An 18,171-nucleotide genomic window follows, 5' to 3' on the forward strand; every position below is an offset into this window, starting at 1 on the left:
CAGGAAAACGGGAGTTGGAAAAGATGGGGAAACGATTTACGGGAATTGCGGCAGCGGCGGCACTGACGGCCTCTGTACTGGCAGGCTGCGGGGCCGACGATGAGGAAACGGCAGCGGGAACGCCGGCTGAAAACGAGGCGGATGAGGCTGAGGAACAGGCGGACGAAGGGGAGAGCGGTTCCGGTGACGATTCAATTGAAGCTCTCAGTGAAAAGCAGGGCATCGAACTTGAGGCTCTTGAGCTGTACGATGACTATGCCGATGAAATCGGGCTGACGTTTACGTCGCCGGAATACGGCCGGTTTGCCACCGGGGAAACGGTCGTTCTGGAAGGCCGGATCAACGAAATGGAGGAGCTGCACAGCGATCACCTATGGATCCGGATGAACTACACCGAACCTGGGGAGAAGCTGTTTGCAACGGACTTTACGTACTACGTGCCGATTGAGGACGACGGCACCTTCAGCAGCGAGCTGACGCTGCACTCCGGAAAAGGGCAGTACCGTATCGGAGTCCTTGCGCCGAGCAACAAGCCTGACGAAGATAACCAGTACTACGATGTGGCTTCCATTTATCCCTATAACATGGAAGAGGAACTGTCACGGGAAGTGGAGTACACGAGACGGGGGCTTGAAGAGGAGCTCAGTATCACCTCGCCGGGCGGCTACCTTGAAGCGGAGGGGACGTTTACCCTCGCCGGTGACGTGCCGAATGCAGAGGACGGTCACTTTGTCATGGTGCAGGTGCGTGAGTTTGGCAACGCCTTTAACAGCAACGACATGATGATTCCGGTCCACGACGGGCAGTTTGAGCGTGAGCTGCCGCTTTACTACGGGGAGAACCTTCACTTTGTGGAGGTAAAAGTGTTCGATCCCGAGGAGGAGCTCTACTACGACTCGGCCAATCTGTTCGTGAAAAACGAGTCCGATGAGCAGTTTATCCAGATCGAGGAGACCCGGGAGGCGCACGAGCGGGGCATCGCCCTGACGCATCCGTCACCGTCAGAGCCGCTGGAGTACACAGGTGATGAGGCGTACCGGATCGCCGGCGAAATCAACCCGGACATAGCCCATGCCGATGAAATTGAACTGCTGTACGTGACAACGAAGCTCGGCACCGAGGAGGCGACTTATCTCATCGATGTGGAGGACTACCGGTTTGACGATGATATCTGGCTCCGCTTCGGGGAAGGGGAGTACGAGATTACCCTGAGCGTGCCGGAAGTGGGCCACGACAGAAGCTGGTCGATGACGTACTACAGCGCCATCACTCTGACACAGGAAGTGACCGGCCTTGAGGATAAGCGCAGCCTGCTGCCGTCGCGGAGCATCCAGTCGGATCATCCGGACATTATCGCTCACGCGGAAAAAGTGACGGAAGGTCTCGATGACGATCGTGACATCGCGAAAGCGGTGTACGACTGGCTCGCCGAAAACATTGCCTACGACATTGCCAAGTGGCGCGACGATACGTTTGAGTACGACGACAGTGCCCTTAAGACGCTGGAAACACTGGAGGGTGTCTGCCAGGACTACGCGTTTCTCGCGGTTGCCATGTTCCGCTCCCTCGGGATGGAAGCGAACTACGTGAGCGGCTACACGAACGTGCGCCACGCGTGGGTGGATGTAAAAGTGGACGGCGAGTGGCTGGAGATGGACCCGACGTGGGGCGCCGGCTACGTGGAAGGGGACGAATTTACGTTCCAGTACAATGAAGACTACTTCGATCCGGACGAGGAGATGCTCGCCGAGACGCACCGCCGGATTGATGTGATGTATTAAGAGTGTGAATCATAAACTAAGACTGCAGTGTTTCTAAATGAAATGCTGCAGTTTTTTTGTGTGAGGGAGAAGGAATTAGAGCTGAAACAGGCGAAGCCTATTAACGAATTGGCAAAAGACGAAAGGGTGGCCGGACGAACCAGGGAACGAAGCTTTCTTCCGGTTATCTTCAGGCGGATAAATCTATTGACCACAGAGGAATATGGTGGTACTATTCAATAAGTCTGATCAAACCCTATTAAACAACTAGGAATTATCAGGAACACGTATAACATAGATTAAAGGGGATGGAAACATATGAAAAAAGCACTCGGAATTCTTAGTCTTACAGCCGTTGTCGGTCTTGCAGCATGCGGCGGAGCAGAGGAAGTGCCGGAGGAAAACGGCGCAACAGGAGATGACGGGGTAGAAGATGATACAGAAGATACGGAAGAAACAGCAGACGCTGACGAAGATGACGTCTGGGCTGAAATTCAGGAAGAAGGAACTCTCGTTGTCGGAACGTCCGGTACGTATGCGCCGGTTACGTTTTATGAAGGTGACGACCTCACAGGGTTTGACGTAGAACTCGTACGCGCCATCGGAGAAGAGCTCGGCGTGGAAGTGGAGTTTTCCACAATGGACTTTGACGGCATTCTTCCGGCGCTACGTAACGGCCAGATCCACATGGCAGCAAACGATTTCGCCATCACAGAAGAGCGTCAGGAAACATTTGAGCTCACAGAGCCGTACAAATTCTCCTACGGAAGTGCAATCGTGCGCGCTGAGGATGCAGACCGTTTTGAAAGTGCCCGCGATCTTGAAGGGGTACCGGTAGCTCTTGGCTCCCTCACAAGTAACTACGCCCAGTTTGCCGAGAACATCGGCGCTGACGGCACTGCCTACGACGGTGGTGTGGAAGCGATTCTCCGCGACGTGGTGAATGAAAACCAGGACGCGTACCTGAACGACTACCTCGTGCTTCAGCGCACGCTTGAAGGCTTTGACGATGACCGTCTGGCTATTGCCGAAGACGTAAAATATCACGCTACTGAAAGCGTCATGATGATGCGCCAGGGCAACACCGGTCTTAAAGAAGTGATTGACGAAGCGATCGCTACACTTCATGAAAACGGCACGATTGCCGAGCTCAGTGAGGAATTCTACGGCGAAGATGCTTCCGAGCCGGTGGACACGGACGACATCGTGACACTTGAAGGTGAATAAGAAGAAAAAGGTTCTGTGAAAAAGCGAAAGGCGGCGTTACCTGGGGTGAACGCTGGAGCTTAAGCCCCGGGGGACGGTTGGGCCCGGGGAGGCTGATGCCTTCCCTGGAGAAAGCGTCCGCCTGATGCTGTAACAGAACTCTCGAAAAAAGAAACAAGGGGCCCGCTTCCCTTGTTTCTTTTCACGAAAGAAGGGGTTTTACATGATCGAATGGTTCAGAGACATACAGTGGGAGCATCTGTTTGACCCGGAGCTTGCCTGGGAGAGCCTGCCGTTTCTCATGCAGGGACTGCAGATTACGATGCTCATCGCCCTTGCCGGGATGGTCTTTTCCCTGCTCCTCGGCCTCGTTCTTGCCATGGGGCGGATGTCAAAATACCGGCTTCTCCGCTGGCCGGCCAGGATGTATATTTCGTTTATGCGCGGTACGCCGCTTCTCGTGTTTTTATTTATCCTGTACTATGGCCTGCCGGTCATCGGCGTACAGTTCCCGAGCGCGATCGTCGCGGGGATTGTGGGCATCAGCATGAACTTTGCCGCCTACAGCGCCGAGGTTATCCGCTCGGCTATCATGAGTGTGCCGCGGGGGCAGTGGGAATCGGCAGCCTCGCTTCAGATGAACTACTGGCAGACGATGCGCCGGGTGATTATTCCCCAGGCGACGCGGATTGCCCTGCCGCCGACGACGAATATCTTTCTCGACATCGTCAAGGGGACGTCCCTCGTGTCGGTTATTACCGTCCACGAGCTTCTCTACAGCTCCCGGCTCGTGGCGGCCCAGTCGTGGGATGCCATGACGATGTACATCACTGCCGCGCTCATTTACTGGGCGGTGTGCGTGGTGATCAGCTACTTCCAGGAGCGGCTCGAAGTGCGTTACAGCCGCTATCTGAGCAAGCGGTAGGAGGTTGGATTTCCAATGATTGAAGTGAACAGTCTGAAAAAAGTGTTCGGCGATACGACCGTGCTCGAGTCGATTGATTTTTCTGTGGAAAAAGGGGAAGTGGTCTGCCTCGTAGGGCCATCAGGCTCCGGGAAAACGACGCTGCTCCGTTGTCTCAACCTTCTTGAAACCCCGGACGGCGGGACGGTCACGATCGGGAAAAAAACGATGGCGTTCGACGGGAGCGGCCGGGTGAAAAAGCGCGACGTAAACGACATGCGCACATACACAGGCATGGTGTTCCAGGGCTTTCACCTGTTTCCGCACCGGACCGTGATGGAAAACATCATCGAGGCACCGCTCACGGTGCAGGGCCGTAACCGGGCTGAGCTCGTGCGTGAGGGGGAGGAGCTTCTCGGAAAAGTGGGGATGCTTGAGCACAAGGACAAGTATCCCGATGCCTTGTCAGGCGGCCAGCAGCAGCGCGCCGCCATTGCCCGCGCCCTCATGATGCAGCCGGAAGTGATGCTGTTCGATGAGCCCACGTCGGCGCTCGATCCCCAGACGGTGGGCGAGGTGCTCCGGGTCATGGAAAGCCTCGCATCAGAAGGGCTCACGATGGTAATTGTGACTCACGAGATGAACTTCGCCCGCCGTGTCGCTGATAAAGTCCTTTTTATGGACGGCGGCTACATCGTGGAGAGCGGAACGCCTGCAGACGTGCTGGAAAACCCGAAAGAGGCCCGCACCCGCGAGTTTCTGCAGCTTCTGGAAGAATAAAAGCCCGGCCGCTGTGATGAAGCGGCCGGCTTCTTTTTTTGCGGGATGGTGGGTGAGGGGAGGTCCAATCTTTTGGGATTGTGGTCCAATCATTTTGATGCGTGGTCCAATTATTTCAGCTCGTGGTTCAATGAAGGGAATATTTGGTCTAATCACACTCATTGTCCAAGGAATGAATGTTAGAGACCTCCTGAAAGCCTCCCGGCATGATACGATAGAAGTACAAATGAGGTGATTGTCATGCTCGTCCGCAAACTGATCGCGGCACCGTTGGCTGCAGCTGTCGCTGTACTGGTTCTGAGTTTACTTATTCCTATTTTTGATGAAACATTTCTTCAGCGCATGCTCATTTACGCTCTCTACATCGTGCCGGTTATGCTGACATTCGGCACAGCGGCATCGTATTTTTCCGAAAAGCTCGCGGTGAAAACAAAGTATACGGAGACGGTAATGATCGCTCTTCACGTGTTTTTCGGCTGGTCTTTTTTTGCCGCTTACGGACTGTATGACTGGCTCAGGTGGGGGATGGGGACGGAACTCGCGCCGCATCTGTTCAATCTGCTGAGCATCGGCGGTATTTTCTGCGCGGTAACGTTTTACGTGACTGATTCGGTGTTTCGCCTAAGAAAAAACGAATCGGCTGATGTAACGGAGTGAGAGGCGGCGAACGTAAAAAGAGCCATCCGCTGAAAAGGGAACGGGGATACTTGAGAGTGTAAATCACACTGTTCCGCAACTGAAAGCACGATATTATTCTCATATTACAAAGGGACGAAGAACCGATTCTTCGTCCCTTTGTTTAATGTTCATGCCTGGATAATAGAAATCTTAACCCACTTCAAAGAAATGGATTAAGTTAGCGTTTATTCTTCAGGCAGCAATACAACCTTTCCCAGTTTTCCTGATTTTTTAAAATAAACTTGAGCTTCTCCTGCTTTTTCTAAAGGGAAAGTGCGATCGATTACTGGTTTGATTTTCCCTTCAGAAATAGCGTGAAGCATTCGTTCAAACTCTTCAGTCGTACCCAATACAGAGCCATAAAGCGTAATGTGCTTTAAGTATAAGGTTCTAAAATCAAGTTCTGTCTTTTGACCGCCGGCAGAACCGGATGTACAGAACTTCCCGCCCTTTTTGAGTACCTGAAGGGAAGTGGAAAAAAGAGCGTCTCCTACTACATCCAACACCGAGTCAATTGGACCTTCATTCACTCTTATTATTTCATCAGCAAGGTTTTTTGATTTATAGGACAATACATGGGCTGCTCCCAGCTCTTTCATTTTTTCTTCCAGGTCCAGGTCACCAACAATCGCAATGACTTCAGCACCAAATACTTTAGAGGCAATTTGTATATTTAATGAGCCCACACCGCCATTTGCACCGGTTACCATGATCGTCTCCCCAGGCTGAACCTGTATTTGCTCCACCATATGCCATGCTGTCAAACCACTAACAGTAAAAACAGCACTTTCTATATAGTCAGACAGAGGCATATCGTAACAAAGGTGAGCTGGCCACACGACGTATTGCGCATATCCACCATCATATTCCGATCCTATGAAGGACATATCTTCAGAAATATGTTCAAACCCATTTTCTCCACTGGATGTAAACGGGAAAAGGACTACGTTTTTCCCCATCATGGATTGATCAACAGAATCTCCAGTCTTTACTACGATTCCTGTTATATCAGAGCCGGGTGTACGGGGAAATTGCACTCCTTCAGGTTTCCATCCGGATTTGGAGCCAGTCCCGTAAGCCCCTTCCCTCATCCATATTTCTGTATTATTTATTGCACAAGCTTTTACTTTAATCAGCACTTCACCTTCTTTAGGCTCTGGAATAGCTTGTGTCACTACTTCTAACTTATCTACATCACCATATCCGGTCACTTGTACAGCTTTCATTCGTTTATCGCCTCGCTTGATTAAAATCATCAGATTCATTTATGCTTTTCAATTATAGGTTTTTTATCACTATTAATTGGTTTGATTTAAAAAAATCTACATATTCTTCACATAGTAAATCAGACGTGATTTCTGCTGTGAAGTTCATATGAATTTGCTTGTAAATTTGCGCCTCTGAAGTAAACCCGTTAATGAATGAAATGAGAGCGGCTCTTTTGCTGCAGAGGCTGGAAAAATAAACCTATAGTCCCGGAACTTCAGGCGCCGGCGTTCCGTACATACAGTCAGATAAGACGATACGTAACGTTCGGAGGACAGGAAAATGATGAATAACAAACGGATCCCGGTACTGGACATCGCCCGCGGGGCGGCGATTCTAGGTACACTTGGGACAAATATATGGCTTTTTGCGTACCTTGGAAACTACGAGTTCCTGCTCGGGGACCCGAGTGATTTTTACGGGACGTGGGAGGGGATTACCGAGCTTTTTTTCGTCTTTTTCATGAACGGGAAATTTCTCGGGCTTCTCACGATCCTGTTCGGCATCGGCCTTGAAATTAAGCGGCGGTCATACATACGGAACGGGGAGGAGCGGTACTGGCCGTGGCTTTACGTGTGGGGCATGATGCTTCTCTTTATCGACGGCTATCTTCACTACCTGTTCGTATTTGAATTCGATGTGCTCATGAGCTACGCCGTCACCGGCGTGATTGTGGCATTTTTACTCTCGCGAAAGCCCGGGACGATCAAGGGCGTGGCGATCGGGCTCGGAGCGGTGCACCTTGTGATCGTCGGACTTCTGGCACTCATGATGGAAGTGATCTTCCGATTTGAGGAATTCCGGGCGGAGTTTGTGGCTGAGATGCAGGCAGTGTCCGCCGTCTACCTCAACGGCACGTATGCGGACCAGGTGGCGATGCGCTTTACCGACTTCTGGGCAATGCGGTTTGAAGCGATTTCCATCATCCCGATGAACATTCTCCTGTTTCTTTTCGGGGTGTACCTGATCCGCTCCGGCGTGTTTGCCGCAACGGAAGAAGCGCGGATACGCCGCAGGAAAATGCTGTTCTGGGGTCTCGGAGTCGGCACGGTGCTGAATCTGCTCATGTTTTTGCCGTCATACTCCGCAGGCATCGTCGTGCGTTACGCCTTCGCCCCGCTTATGGCGCTTGGCTACCTGATGGCGTTTTACTGGCTGTGGGAAAAGAGAGGCAGCGGCTTTTTCTTCCGCCGGCTGTCCGAAGTGGGGCGCACGGCGCTCAGCTGCTACATGCTTCAGAACATTGCCGCATCAGCCATTTTTTACGGCTGGGGTCTCGGTCTCGGCGGCCGGCTCAATGCCTTTGAAGTAATCGGCGTCTGGACGCTCATCTGCGCGGGGATGATGCTGTTTGCCCACCTGTGGCTGAAGAAGTTCCCGACCGGCCCGTTCGAGCTCGTCTGGCGCTGGCTCATCCGCCTCCCGGTGAGGGGAAAAGAACAGCGGAAAGCGGCGTGAAGGGACCTTAAGAGCTGAAGTATATATTTTGAAAGGGTGCCTTGTTCATTTGGGCCATTCACATTCATATAATTTCAAAGAGGTGACGGGAGTGGCACATTACCGATTTGAAATTGTATTCTGGGGGCTCTGCTTCTGGGTGGTGGGGATTGGTTTTTTTAAATGGATTCTTGATACAGATCAGAGTACAGCAGCTGCGTATTCTGCGTACACGATTGTACCTTTGTATGGGGCCGCGATTTTATTTGTCTGGCTTAAAAAGCGGCCCAGGCAAAGGGGATCGGGATGAAAGGAAGGCATGCGCGTACTTGTGTTTTCACCCCATAATTGGGCGGTGATGGAAGGGCTCCGGCGAATACAATAATCCGGAAAGAGGGGATTCCGGATGAAGAAGAGCATCAGGCTCCGCGAGCTGCAGGAGCGGATCGGCGAGCGGGAGAAGAGCCGGGGGAAAAATGCCGCCTACTTCAAACTGGTGGAGGAAGTGGGGGAGCTGGCGGAGGTGATCCGCCGCAACCAACGGCTGAAGACGAAGCAGACCATTAAAGGGACGGTGGAGGAGGAGCTGTACGATGTGCTCCGCTCGGTCGTGGCGCTTGCGAATGCGTACAATATCGATCTTGAAGAGTGCCGGCTGCTGAAGGAAGCGTATCAGGACATGCGCCGGAAATGAAGGGAGGGAGCATTATGCCCCTCCCTGTTTTGCTTTTCCCGCAAGACGCCGGCCGGCTGTTTCAAGCTTACGGCTGACCGGGTGGCTCCCGAGGGCTCTGGAGAGTCCGAACCTTGGCATATTGCCGTATATGGATTCGTAGTTTCCTTTCGGCACGACGTATGTTTCATGGTAGATGCCGACAGCGTTGTTCCGGGCTGCTTTACTGTAGAAATTGTTCCATGCTTTCATATGCTTTTCGCCTCTGGCGTAGGCAAGAAGTTCCTCTTCCGAGCGCCAGTACTGCACCATGAGCGTAGTACGCAGACCGAAGAAGCTTTCGGCGGACAGGCAGCCGATGTCTTTATTCGTAAGGAGTTCGCGGATCATTGGCGGCATGGCGGTAAAAACGGGCCACCACCTGTTCACCGCGTGCCATTTGTTGATTCTCATACCGATGATAAAGACGACGAGATCCTCATCCTGAGGGGTAGTATAGCGGCCGGGATTGATCATTTTAGTTTACTCCTCTCCTGAATTAAGACTATCAATCGTATCTTTACACCAGCCGAGAGCGGCCTCGGTGCGTCGTTTACCGAAATCGAGCGTCATCAGCCAGTAGCGGGCATCAGGACTTGGGCAGTCTTCGTTTCGGATGCCCGCTTCGATTGTTTTATAGGTTTTGAGTCGGGCAGTGAGCTGCTCCTGGTAGTCGCTGAGAAGCTCTACTGTCGTCTCATGACTCTGATGACGGCTGAAAAACAGCTTTAAGAGAACTTCGTTTTTTTCGGCGGGCAGGTCTTTTAGAGGTAATTCGAGCCATTCGGTCAGGGCAGCCCTTCCTTTTTCGGTGAGGGTATACTCTTTTCTGGGAGTCCTGCCTGGTTCGTGGTGTTCGCTCACGTCTGCAAGTCCTTCTTCATGAAGCCGTGTAAGCATCGGATAAATCTGGCCGTAGCTGATTTTCCAGAAGTGATTCAGGCTGTTATCGATCATCCGCTTGATGTCATAGCCTGAGGAGCATCCTGCAGTCAGCAGGCCCAGGATCGCGTAGGTGGTTTCGTTTCTCGGGTTCATAGAGTGACTGGCCTCCTTATATCTATTTGATATGTATCATTATGATACATATAGATGGAAAAAGAAACAAATTTTTTGGCAAATACAAGAATGGTTTTTTATGCTCTCCTGTGCACATTGTCAGAGGATGGTGTACAATGGACAAAGAAGTGCGTGGAAGGAGATTGTGATGGGATCATTTACACATTTTAACGAACAGGGCAGAGCCAGAATGGTCGATATCTCCGAAAAAGACGTCACTGTCCGGACGGCTGTGGCCCGCTCAGGGGTCATAGTGACGAAAGAGATTTACGAGGGAATCACAGAGGGAACGATGAAAAAGGGCGATGTGCTCGCAGTGGCCCAGGTGGCCGGTGTAATGGCAGCAAAGAACACATCCCAGTGGATTCCCATGTGTCATCCTCTATCTCTCTCAGGCGTGGATATCCGCTTTGACTGGGAAACGGACGGAGAGTACAGGCTCCATATCGAAGTCCACGTTAAAACGAAGGGCAGTACAGGAGTGGAAATGGAAGCGCTAACAGCCGCATCGGCAACAGCGCTCACTGTTTACGACATGTGCAAGGCAATGGATAAGGGCCTTGTGATTATGCCGACCTTCCTTGCTGAAAAATCCGGCGGGAAAAACGGCGATTACAAACGAACTGAGTAGACAGACGGGAGACGGGACATATTTTTCCGCTGCACCGCTGCTTTTTGACAGGCGACGAGTGGGGCGAGGGTTGGAGGCGAACTTATGGATAACTTTGATCAGACCAAAATACCGCAGGCAACGGCAAAGCGCCTGCCGCTATATTACCGGTTTCTGGAGAGTCTGCAGGCCTCGGGGAAGCACAGGGTATCCTCATCGGAACTGAGCGAGGCGGTAAAAGTGGACTCGGCGACGATCCGCAGGGACTTTTCCTATTTCGGCGCACTCGGGAAAAAAGGCTACGGCTACAACGTGCATTATCTGCTGTCCTTTTTCCGGAAAACGCTCGATCAGGATGAAGTGACGCGCGTGACGCTCATCGGAGTCGGTAACCTCGGAACGGCGTTCTTAAACTATAACTTTACGAAAAGCAATAATACATTGATTGATATGGCGTTTGACGTGGACAACGATAAGGTGGGACAGGAAATTGGAAGCGTTCCCATCTACCACCTCAATGAATTCAAGGAGCGCATCGACTCCAGCGTGGAAGTGGCGATTCTCACCGTGCCGTCCCACGTGGCCCAGGGCATTGCCGATGATATCGTGGATGCGGGGATTAAAGGGATCCTCAATTTCACTCCGGCAAGACTGAGCGTGCCGGACGATGTGCGCGTTCATCACATCGACCTGAGCGTGGAGCTTCAGTCGCTAATCTATTTCCTTAAGCATTATCCGCTGTAATAGTAAGAGAGAGCTGCCTTAGCGGGCGGCTCTTTTTTTCGTAGGAGGAGGGGGAGGTGGTGTCGGTTTTTGTCGCTTCGCCGATATTCCTGAGTTGACTGTCGATTTCCCGGAATGACTGACGATTTCCCATGCGCGACTGTTGATTTCCCGGAATGACTGACGATTTCCCGCCTGCGACGGTCGATTTCTCTCCTGCAAAGGTCGATATATGCAAACGACGATCGATTCCCCCGTTCCCGCCCCCCTGATCAGATTACGAGCTGCCCCTCACCCGACTGCAGATCCGCAGACCGGGGGAGGGCAGTTTTTTTTATATACAGCCAGCCGCTCAAAGGTGTCTGTACTGCATAAATATGGGGTTTCCGCTAAAGATAACCTCAACCAGGAAATGAGGGGTTACAATGCGGGACCGGTTCGAGACAATTTCAATCTTTCATGCAAGTTTGCTGTTAATCACCTCTGTCGGGGTGCTCAATCACGTTGTCATCCTTCCTGCACTATTAAATGCGGGGAAGAGGGACGCCTGGATGTCAATTTTATTGTGCCTTCCTCTTCTATTCGTCTGGTTCGCGCTCCTCATTGTCATCAGCCGCAGGACCGGCCAGAAAAATCTGGTTGCCTGGCTGGAGGAAAAAACGAACCGATTTACAGCTTCGTTGTTCGCATTCGTGATTATTCTGTATCTGGTGGCTGCTTCTGCTGTTTCCCTGAAGGACATGGTCACGTGGACCTCCATTACGTACCTACCTGCTACACCGGAACTGTTTATTTCACTGAGCTTTCTGATTCTCTGTTTTTTAACTGCGCTTACGAATCTGCGGGCGATTGCCATAACAAACCTTATTCTACTTCCTACCATTGTTTTTTTTGGCTTCTTCGTTGCGATTGCCAACATTCCGAAAAAGGATTATACAGCGATGATGCCGATGTTTGAGCACGGCTACGGTCCGGTGATGAACGGGATGCTTTTCGCAGGGGCCGGCCTGGTTGAAATCACTCTCATTCTGTTTGTTCAGCATCGTGTGTCCTCAAAGATTAAATACTGGCATGTGGCTATTATAGGCACCATTCTGGCCGGGCTCATGTTCGGTCCTCTCACGGGGGCTATAGCCACCTTTGGAATTGATATGGCCATGTCATCAAGATTCCCGGCTTTTAACCAGTGGAGTCTTGTCACGCTTGGCCGTTTTGTGGAGCACGTGGACTTTCTGTCAATTTTTCAGTGGCTTTCGGGCAGCTTTATCCGCATCAGCCTGGCTCTGTTTATCATTCTCGATATTCTCGATCTTCCAAAAGGAAAAAAGCGGGCGATCCCTCTTCTGTTTATTTGTGTCCTTATTCTTGCGGGACTCCAGGTGCCGCTGTCGGACGAGCAGTTTATGAATATTATGAGCAGTATTTATCTGCCCGTTTCGTTTTTTGTCATGACAGGAACTGTTCTGCTCCTGTTTGTGATTGTGTTGGTAAAGAGGAAGGAAGGTGTACCGAGACGTGAAAAAGAAGTTTCCGGAAGGTGATGAACCGTTGGATAAGAGGGACGAAACGCAGAAGTTTAGCAGTATTTCCTTCCCCGGCCTTACGGGAGAATTCCGGAATAATAACGATGTCACCGTTGATCACATTCGGCTCGGGGGGGAAAGGGAACTGGAGTTTACCCTTTTGTACAGCCGTGGCCTCTGCAATATGAAAGTATTGAATGAAGACGTCATTCCCCGCCTGGAAAAGCACCTCTCCAGGGGGAGGGGGCTTGCCGCCTACGCAGAAAAATCATCGATAAAACAGGTGCCGAATCAGAAAGAGGCAGTCAAAAAGGTATTTCTAGGGGAGCTTGTAATTTTCGACCATCTCGAGGAAAAAGTCTACAGCGCGAGTATCGCCAGATATCCTCAGCGACAGACGGAGGAATCCAACGCCGAGCTTTCCTTTACAGGTCCAAGGGACGGTTTCATAGAAGATCTGGAAAGTAACATTGCTTTAGTAAGAAAAAGACTGAAGACCACTTCCCTGTATTACGAACCGTTTGTAATCGGTGAACAGAGCGGGACGAGAGTCGCCCTTCTTTACATGAACGATCTTGCCAAACCGGAGATGATTAACCACGTAAGGGGGCTGCTCGAAAATATCGATGTGGATGCCCTCCTGAGTGCCAACCAGCTTCAGGAACTGCTTTCCGAAAGCCCGTTTCGCCTGCTCCCGATCCTGCAGACAACGGGCCGGCCGGACTTTGTATGCAACTCGCTCCTGCGGGGGCGGTTCGCCATTCTCATGGAAGGTGTACCGGTTGCCCTCCTCGGACCTGTAACTTTGACCACGCTGATAAAAACAGCTGAGGATGAGGACGCGAACTGGCTTTACGGTTCATTCGAGCGTCTGCTTCGAATCACGGGAATTCTGACAGCCACTTTTCTTCCGGCGTTCTGGGTGGCCCTGTCCGGCTACCATCAGGATCAGATTCCGTTCGTCCTGCTTGCCAGTGTGGCGGAGGCGAGAATGGGAGTCCCCCTGCCGGCACCGGCTGAGGCCATTTTACTTGTGCTGTTATTTGAACTGTTCAAGGAGGCGGGGCTGAGGCTGCCGTCTGCGATCGGCCAGATTCTTGCTGTCGTCGGCGGGATTATTATCGGAGACGCAGCTATCAATGCAGGGCTGACCAACCCCGTGATGGTTGTGGTTGTCGCCATTTCCACCGTGGCCACATTTACCCTGGTGAGTCCGACTCTCCAGGGGACGGTAACCATCTTCCGTTTGTTTGTTCTGATTAGTGCCTCCATAACTGGCATGTTCGGCTTTTTTGTGAGCTCATACCTGGTTCTCGTCTACGCTGCACATCTCAGGTCATTTAATATCCCTTTTCTCGCACCTCTTGCCCCGCTGGACTTTAAGGATATGGTCCTGTCTGTTTTTAATCCCTCTGCAAAGCTGAAAACACGGACGAGGAAGTCATCCATTCTGAGGTGGGGAAGCAGTGAGAGGGGGCAGGGAGGGTCATGAAGAAATGGCGCTGCCGGCTGCTGCTGCTCCTGATGCTCATCATGCTTCTTCAGGGCTGCTGGGATGCAGAAGAGCTGGAAGGGATGTTTTACATTCATTCCATCGGGATTGATTACGTGGAAGGTGAGTACGTAGCCTACGCTCAGATTATGAACTTTACCGGCACGGGAACAGGTGAACAGCAGGGGGAGATCACGCCGGAAGTGGTAAAGGTGGCCGTAGGCAAAGGGGAAAGCGGCACCACTTCCATTCACAGTCTTTATACGTCAATACAGAGAAGGGTGTACTGGGGGCATCTGAGTTCGCTTGTCTTCCATGAACGGGCGATGGAAGCAGGGAAAGTTAAAACGATCCTCGATGAATTTTCACGGTTTCCTGAAATCAGGCCCACGTTATGGATGTATGTCACTAGTGAGCCACTTGACCAGGTAATGGTGAGTTACCCTATCATGGAAATCAGCAACCTGTATTCTTTTCTGGGAGAGCCTGTGGAGAGCTACGAACAGAGTTCGAGGGTGACCCCGGTCATGAAACACAGGTTTATGGCGGATTTGTACGAGCCGGGTAAAACGCTTGTGGTTCCGAAAATCCGGGTTGCAAAGCATAAGTGGCGCGATCAATCCGGTGCCCAGGAGAACCTGATGCTGAATTCCGCTTCTTTCTACGGCGGTAACGAATTCAAAGGCACTCTGCATGCCGAGGATATAAAAGGTCTTATCTATATGGATCCGGATGCCTCCAGGATTCCGCTTCTTGTGAGGGAAAACGGGGATCCTGCAGCAACAGTCATCCTGGCTGAGCCGGAGATGGAGATTACCCCAAACCTGGAAGGTTCCGAACCCACGTTTGATATTAATGTAACGGTGGGAGGGAACGTGATTGAAATTCTGGAGAACGTGACGGAGGAATTCATTAAGGAACAGGCGGCAAAAACGGTGGAGAGTCAGATCAGGCAGACGTTTGAAAAAGGAATCGGGCTGGGTGCTGACGTTTACAGCTTTGGCGAAAAGATTTACAGGAAAGATGTGAAGAAGTGGCACGAACTTTCGGAGGAGGGAGAGCTGCCTCTAACAGAGGACTCGCTTAATGATATTACCGTGGAGGTGGAAATCATCCACGGCGGAGAAGAGAGGCTTCCTTCATAGCGGGAGCACGATACTGAGGAAACGGGACGGGCGGCGCCGGAGCAGCCCGTCTTTTAGTGTATGGAAAGTGGAGGGGGAGCGGGCTTCGGGTTTCGTTCTGGCGGGTGTCGATTTTTGTCGCTTCGCCGATATTCCTGAGTTGACTGACGATTTCCCGGAATGAGTGTCGATTTCCCACGCGCGACTGACGATTTCCCGGAATGAATGACGATTTCCCAAAACGACGTTCGATTTCCCGGACTCAGCAAGCCGCTTCTTTACTTCCAGCCAGCTGAGCACCAGCGTCGGCCACCACCGACCCAACGTGATAAACTAAAAGAAGAGACTACACAGCACAGAGGAGGTGGCAGCGGTGAAAAAAGGAACCAGGAAACGGGGACCGGCCCGTAAAAAGGGCTTTTTCAGCAAAAACAGAACGCCAGGAAGAAAACGAAAGACGAATAAAAGCGCTATGTTCCTGATTCGCCAGTACACGGTGACCGGCGTCGCTGTCACGCTGTCACTCGCCATGGCGGCAGCACTCATCTTCGTTTTCGTGCTGTTTTCCGATCTATTTATGCCCGGGGAAGAGGAACCGGGCGAGTGGGGCGGGGAAATTTCCGCTGCCGGCGAGCGTGATATACCCGAAGAGTATCTGCCAATCTACTACGCGGCGGAGGAGGAATACGGCGTTCCCTGGAACCTGCTCGCTGCCGTCCACAGAGTGGAAACGATCTTTTCAACCATGGATCCTCTCATCTCACCGGTTGGTGCCGAGGGACACATGCAGTTCATGCCGTGTACGTGGACGGGCTGGTCCCACCCATCGTGTAACGGACTCGGGGAGGGCGACATTCCCGACGACGAGAAAACCGACCCGGAGCGGATTGACCAATACGGCGGATACGGAGTGGACGCCAGCGGTACAGGGGAAGCTGATCCTTGGGATATCGAGGACGCCGTTTTTTCAGCAGCCAATTTCCTCGCCTCAAACGGCGCGGCGGACGGAGACTACGAGCGGGCGGTATTTGCCTACAACCGTGCCGGCTGGTACGTGGACGACGTGCTCGATTACGCCGAGCGTTATGTGGAAGGCTATCTGGAGCGGTAGGATTTTGGGGCAATGTACCGCGGTCGTAATAAAGAAGCTCTGGGGCCGACCACGTCGAAAGCCTTTGAAACGGCCTCCAACTTCCGCTCCCTCGACCCCTGCCTTCAAAACGCCCCTCTACAACCTCCAGGGAATGTGCTATACTAAAACTATTATTTCGAGAAACGAAACATGGTTCAAAACCCTCCACTAAGGCAATAGACTACCAGACTCAACTTCCATGACCCCCACATCAGAACCGAACAACGATCAGAACCGAACAACGATCAGAACCGAAACAACGACTCAACCAAAGCAGGTGACATGCAGCGTGGCAAAAATACCGCACAAATGGCTCGTCCTGATTTCCGTCCTTCTCGGTACATTTACAATTATTCTTAACAACAGCATGATGAACCCGGCGGTCCCGCAGTTTATGAACGTGTTCGACGCCGATGCGGTTGCCACCGGCTGGGTGATCACCATATTCATGGTTACGATGGGGATCACGATGCCCCTGACCGGCTACCTCGGTGATAAATTCGGCAAAAAGAACCTGTACCTCTTCGGTGTAGGTCTTTTTATCCTCGGATCCATTCTCGGCTCGTTTTCATGGAGTCTCTCATCCCTCATTGCTTTTCGGGGAATCCAGGGAATTGGCGGCGGCTTTATGATGCCGCTGTCTCTCGTGTTTATTTTCGAAGCATTTCCGAAAAAGGAACGGGGCATGGCGATGGGCGTCTGGGGTGTTGCGGCAATGATGGCGCCGACAATCGGCCCGACGCTTGGGGGCGTTATCATCGAACTCGGCTCGTGGCAGTGGCTGTTTCTGTGCAACATTCCGACCGGTGTCCTCGGCCTTGTATTCTCAGCGCTATACCTGAACAAAAACAAGCCGAACACGCAGATTACATTCGACGCGAAAGGCTTCGTGACGGTCACCATCGGAGTGGGGGCGGTGCTGCTCGCGCTCGGACGGATCAACGAGCTGGCGCATCTTACCGATCCGTTCAACATCACGCTGATCGTGGTCGGGACGCTGTCACTCATCGCCTTCGTCCGGATCGAGAACCGGACCGAGCAGCCGCTGCTCGATTTGTCTATTTTCAAAGTAAAGGCCTATTCGATCAGCGTCTGGATCGCGATCATCAGCTCCATCAGCCTGTTCGGCGGCATCTTTCTCATCCCGCTTCTCGTTCAGAATGTGTACGGCTACGGGGCAATTATGACTGGACTCGTCTTCCTGCCGTCGGCTCTGTTCATGGGGCTGTGCATGACGATCGGCGGACGGATTCTCGACCGCCGCGGCCCGACCGGCGTGGTCACCATCGGTCTTACCATCAGCTTTATCGGAACGGCCGCTTTCGGCTTCATCTCCATGGAAACAGCCCTCTGGATGCTGTTTTTCCTGAACGCCGTGCGCGGCATCGGCATGGGGCTCAGCATGATGCCGTCCACCACGACTGGGATGAACGCCATTCCCGAGACGATGATCTCACGAGGATCGGCGATGAACAACGTCCTCCGTCAGATGAGCTCGGCTCTCGGCGTCGTGTTCATGAGTGTGTACTTTGAGGTCCGCCGCGCCCAGCTAATGGCTGCCAACGGCATGACGATCGAGGAGGGAAGCCTTCAGGCGATTACCGAAGGCTTCACCGTCATCTCCGTCCTCATGCTCATCTCCATCCCCGCCGGCTGGCTCCTCGGCCGCGAGGCAAAAAAGCAGGAGGAAGCGGAAAGACAAAAAGAAACGACCCGTGAGGCCTGATCCGATTAAAACGTGCAGGAGAGAAACCCTCTCCGCACG

At 52.3% G+C, this 18,171-nt stretch carries 18 protein-coding genes; 15 read left to right on the forward strand and 3 right to left on the reverse strand.

The genetic code is table 11. The features are described 5' to 3' along the window. The first annotated feature begins 23 nt into the window (after positions 1–23). From FGB90_RS12915 to FGB90_RS12935, 5 genes are all read left to right on the forward strand, one after another. A complete protein-coding gene (locus tag FGB90_RS12915) occupies positions 24–1,781 on the forward strand; it encodes a transglutaminase domain-containing protein (RefSeq protein ID WP_138811271.1) in 1,758 nt (585 codons plus the stop codon). A 297-nt stretch (positions 1,782–2,078) separates the two neighbouring features. Then, complete coding sequence (locus tag FGB90_RS12920) at positions 2,079–2,987, forward strand: transporter substrate-binding domain-containing protein (protein ID WP_138811272.1); 909 nt, start codon at positions 2,079–2,081, stop codon at positions 2,985–2,987. A gap of 202 nt (positions 2,988–3,189) precedes the next feature. Then, the gene (locus FGB90_RS12925) at positions 3,190–3,891 is read left to right on the forward strand and encodes an amino acid ABC transporter permease (RefSeq protein ID WP_138811273.1); all 702 of its coding nucleotides are present in this window, start codon (positions 3,190–3,192) and stop codon (positions 3,889–3,891) included. A gap of 15 nt (positions 3,892–3,906) precedes the next feature. After that, the gene (locus FGB90_RS12930; protein ID WP_138811274.1) at positions 3,907–4,650 is read left to right on the forward strand and encodes an amino acid ABC transporter ATP-binding protein; all 744 of its coding nucleotides are present in this window, start codon (positions 3,907–3,909) and stop codon (positions 4,648–4,650) included. 240 nt (positions 4,651–4,890) lie between these two features. Then, a complete protein-coding gene (locus tag FGB90_RS12935) occupies positions 4,891–5,307 on the forward strand; it encodes a hypothetical protein (protein WP_138811275.1) in 417 nt (138 codons plus the stop codon). 206 nt (positions 5,308–5,513) lie between these two features. On the opposite strand, the gene FGB90_RS12940 is transcribed toward FGB90_RS12935, so the two are convergent. After that, on the reverse strand, positions 5,514–6,554 hold the full coding sequence (locus tag FGB90_RS12940) for a zinc-binding dehydrogenase (protein ID WP_138811276.1): 1,041 nt from the start codon (positions 6,552–6,554) through the stop codon (positions 5,514–5,516). Between the two features lie 322 nt (positions 6,555–6,876). Between FGB90_RS12940 and FGB90_RS12945 the strand changes: the two genes are divergently transcribed. The 3 genes from FGB90_RS12945 (at position 6,877) to FGB90_RS12955 (ending at position 8,725) form a co-directional block, all read left to right on the forward strand. Next, positions 6,877–8,052, forward strand: a complete 1,176-nt coding sequence (locus tag FGB90_RS12945; protein WP_246056174.1) for a DUF418 domain-containing protein — start codon at positions 6,877–6,879, stop codon at positions 8,050–8,052. Positions 8,053–8,143: 91 nt separating this feature from the next. Continuing rightward, positions 8,144–8,341, forward strand: coding sequence for a hypothetical protein (locus FGB90_RS12950; RefSeq protein WP_138811277.1), 198 nt, complete (start codon positions 8,144–8,146; stop codon positions 8,339–8,341). 96 nt (positions 8,342–8,437) lie between these two features. Continuing rightward, positions 8,438–8,725, forward strand: a complete 288-nt coding sequence (locus tag FGB90_RS12955) for a MazG nucleotide pyrophosphohydrolase domain-containing protein (RefSeq protein WP_138811278.1) — start codon at positions 8,438–8,440, stop codon at positions 8,723–8,725. A gap of 12 nt (positions 8,726–8,737) precedes the next feature. Here the strand turns inward: FGB90_RS12955 and FGB90_RS12960 are convergent, their stop codons facing one another. Next, entirely contained in the window at positions 8,738–9,220 is a 483-nt protein-coding gene (locus FGB90_RS12960) for a DUF4188 domain-containing protein (RefSeq protein ID WP_138811279.1), read from the reverse strand. Positions 9,221–9,226: 6 nt separating this feature from the next. Continuing rightward, complete coding sequence (locus FGB90_RS12965) at positions 9,227–9,781, reverse strand: PadR family transcriptional regulator (protein WP_138811280.1); 555 nt, start codon at positions 9,779–9,781, stop codon at positions 9,227–9,229. A 169-nt stretch (positions 9,782–9,950) separates the two neighbouring features. On the opposite strand from FGB90_RS12965, the gene moaC reads away from it, so the two are divergent. The 7 genes from moaC to FGB90_RS13000 all read left to right on the forward strand — a co-directional run bounded on the left by moaC (position 9,951) and on the right by FGB90_RS13000 (position 18,132). Further along, complete coding sequence (gene moaC / locus FGB90_RS12970) at positions 9,951–10,433, forward strand: cyclic pyranopterin monophosphate synthase MoaC (RefSeq protein ID WP_138811281.1); 483 nt, start codon at positions 9,951–9,953, stop codon at positions 10,431–10,433. Positions 10,434–10,517: 84 nt separating this feature from the next. Further along, positions 10,518–11,156: a redox-sensing transcriptional repressor Rex gene (locus tag FGB90_RS12975; RefSeq protein ID WP_138811282.1), complete on the forward strand. Its 639-nt coding sequence runs from the start codon at positions 10,518–10,520 to the stop codon at positions 11,154–11,156. Between the two features lie 404 nt (positions 11,157–11,560). Further along, positions 11,561–12,676 (forward strand): GerAB/ArcD/ProY family transporter, encoded by a 1,116-nt coding sequence (locus FGB90_RS12980; RefSeq protein ID WP_138811283.1) that lies wholly within the window; start codon positions 11,561–11,563, stop codon positions 12,674–12,676. Continuing rightward, entirely contained in the window at positions 12,651–14,150 is a 1,500-nt protein-coding gene (locus FGB90_RS12985; RefSeq protein WP_171051815.1) for a spore germination protein, read from the forward strand. The genes FGB90_RS12980 and FGB90_RS12985 overlap by 26 nt, the downstream gene beginning before the upstream one ends. Then, entirely contained in the window at positions 14,147–15,295 is a 1,149-nt protein-coding gene (locus FGB90_RS12990) for a Ger(x)C family spore germination protein (RefSeq protein ID WP_138811285.1), read from the forward strand. Before FGB90_RS12985 ends, FGB90_RS12990 begins: the two co-directional genes overlap by 4 nt. 352 nt (positions 15,296–15,647) lie before the next feature. Then, positions 15,648–16,385, forward strand: coding sequence for a lytic transglycosylase domain-containing protein (locus FGB90_RS12995; RefSeq protein ID WP_438502700.1), 738 nt, complete (start codon positions 15,648–15,650; stop codon positions 16,383–16,385). A gap of 310 nt (positions 16,386–16,695) precedes the next feature. Continuing rightward, complete coding sequence (locus FGB90_RS13000) at positions 16,696–18,132, forward strand: MDR family MFS transporter (protein ID WP_138811286.1); 1,437 nt, start codon at positions 16,696–16,698, stop codon at positions 18,130–18,132. Positions 18,133–18,171: the final 39 nt, after the last annotated feature.

Origin of the sequence: Alteribacter natronophilus, assembly GCF_006007885.1 — a bacterium.
In the GTDB taxonomy this organism is placed as follows: Bacteria; Bacillota; Bacilli; order Bacillales; family Salisediminibacteriaceae; genus Alteribacter; species Alteribacter natronophilus.

Excerpts from the sequence above, each read along its gene's own strand:
- FGB90_RS12965 (WP_138811280.1), bottom strand. The coding sequence starts at position 9,781 with ATGAACCCGAGAAACGAAACCACCTACGCGATCCTGGGCCTGCTGACT.
- FGB90_RS12935 (WP_138811275.1), top strand. The coding sequence starts at position 4,891 with ATGCTCGTCCGCAAACTGATCGCGGCACCGTTGGCTGCAGCTGTCGCT.
- moaC (WP_138811281.1), top strand. The coding sequence starts at position 9,951 with ATGGGATCATTTACACATTTTAACGAACAGGGCAGAGCCAGAATGGTC.
- FGB90_RS12925 (WP_138811273.1), top strand. The coding sequence starts at position 3,190 with ATGATCGAATGGTTCAGAGACATACAGTGGGAGCATCTGTTTGACCCG.
- FGB90_RS12930 (WP_138811274.1), top strand. The coding sequence starts at position 3,907 with ATGATTGAAGTGAACAGTCTGAAAAAAGTGTTCGGCGATACGACCGTG.
- FGB90_RS12945 (WP_246056174.1), top strand. The coding sequence starts at position 6,877 with ATGATGAATAACAAACGGATCCCGGTACTGGACATCGCCCGCGGGGCG.
- FGB90_RS12915 (WP_138811271.1), top strand. The coding sequence starts at position 24 with ATGGGGAAACGATTTACGGGAATTGCGGCAGCGGCGGCACTGACGGCC.
- FGB90_RS12990 (WP_138811285.1), top strand. The coding sequence starts at position 14,147 with ATGAAGAAATGGCGCTGCCGGCTGCTGCTGCTCCTGATGCTCATCATG.
- FGB90_RS12960 (WP_138811279.1), bottom strand. The coding sequence starts at position 9,220 with ATGATCAATCCCGGCCGCTATACTACCCCTCAGGATGAGGATCTCGTC.
- FGB90_RS12980 (WP_138811283.1), top strand. The coding sequence starts at position 11,561 with ATGCGGGACCGGTTCGAGACAATTTCAATCTTTCATGCAAGTTTGCTG.
- FGB90_RS12975 (WP_138811282.1), top strand. The coding sequence starts at position 10,518 with ATGGATAACTTTGATCAGACCAAAATACCGCAGGCAACGGCAAAGCGC.
- FGB90_RS12920 (WP_138811272.1), top strand. The coding sequence starts at position 2,079 with ATGAAAAAAGCACTCGGAATTCTTAGTCTTACAGCCGTTGTCGGTCTT.
- FGB90_RS12940 (WP_138811276.1), bottom strand. The coding sequence starts at position 6,554 with ATGAAAGCTGTACAAGTGACCGGATATGGTGATGTAGATAAGTTAGAA.
- FGB90_RS12955 (WP_138811278.1), top strand. The coding sequence starts at position 8,438 with ATGAAGAAGAGCATCAGGCTCCGCGAGCTGCAGGAGCGGATCGGCGAG.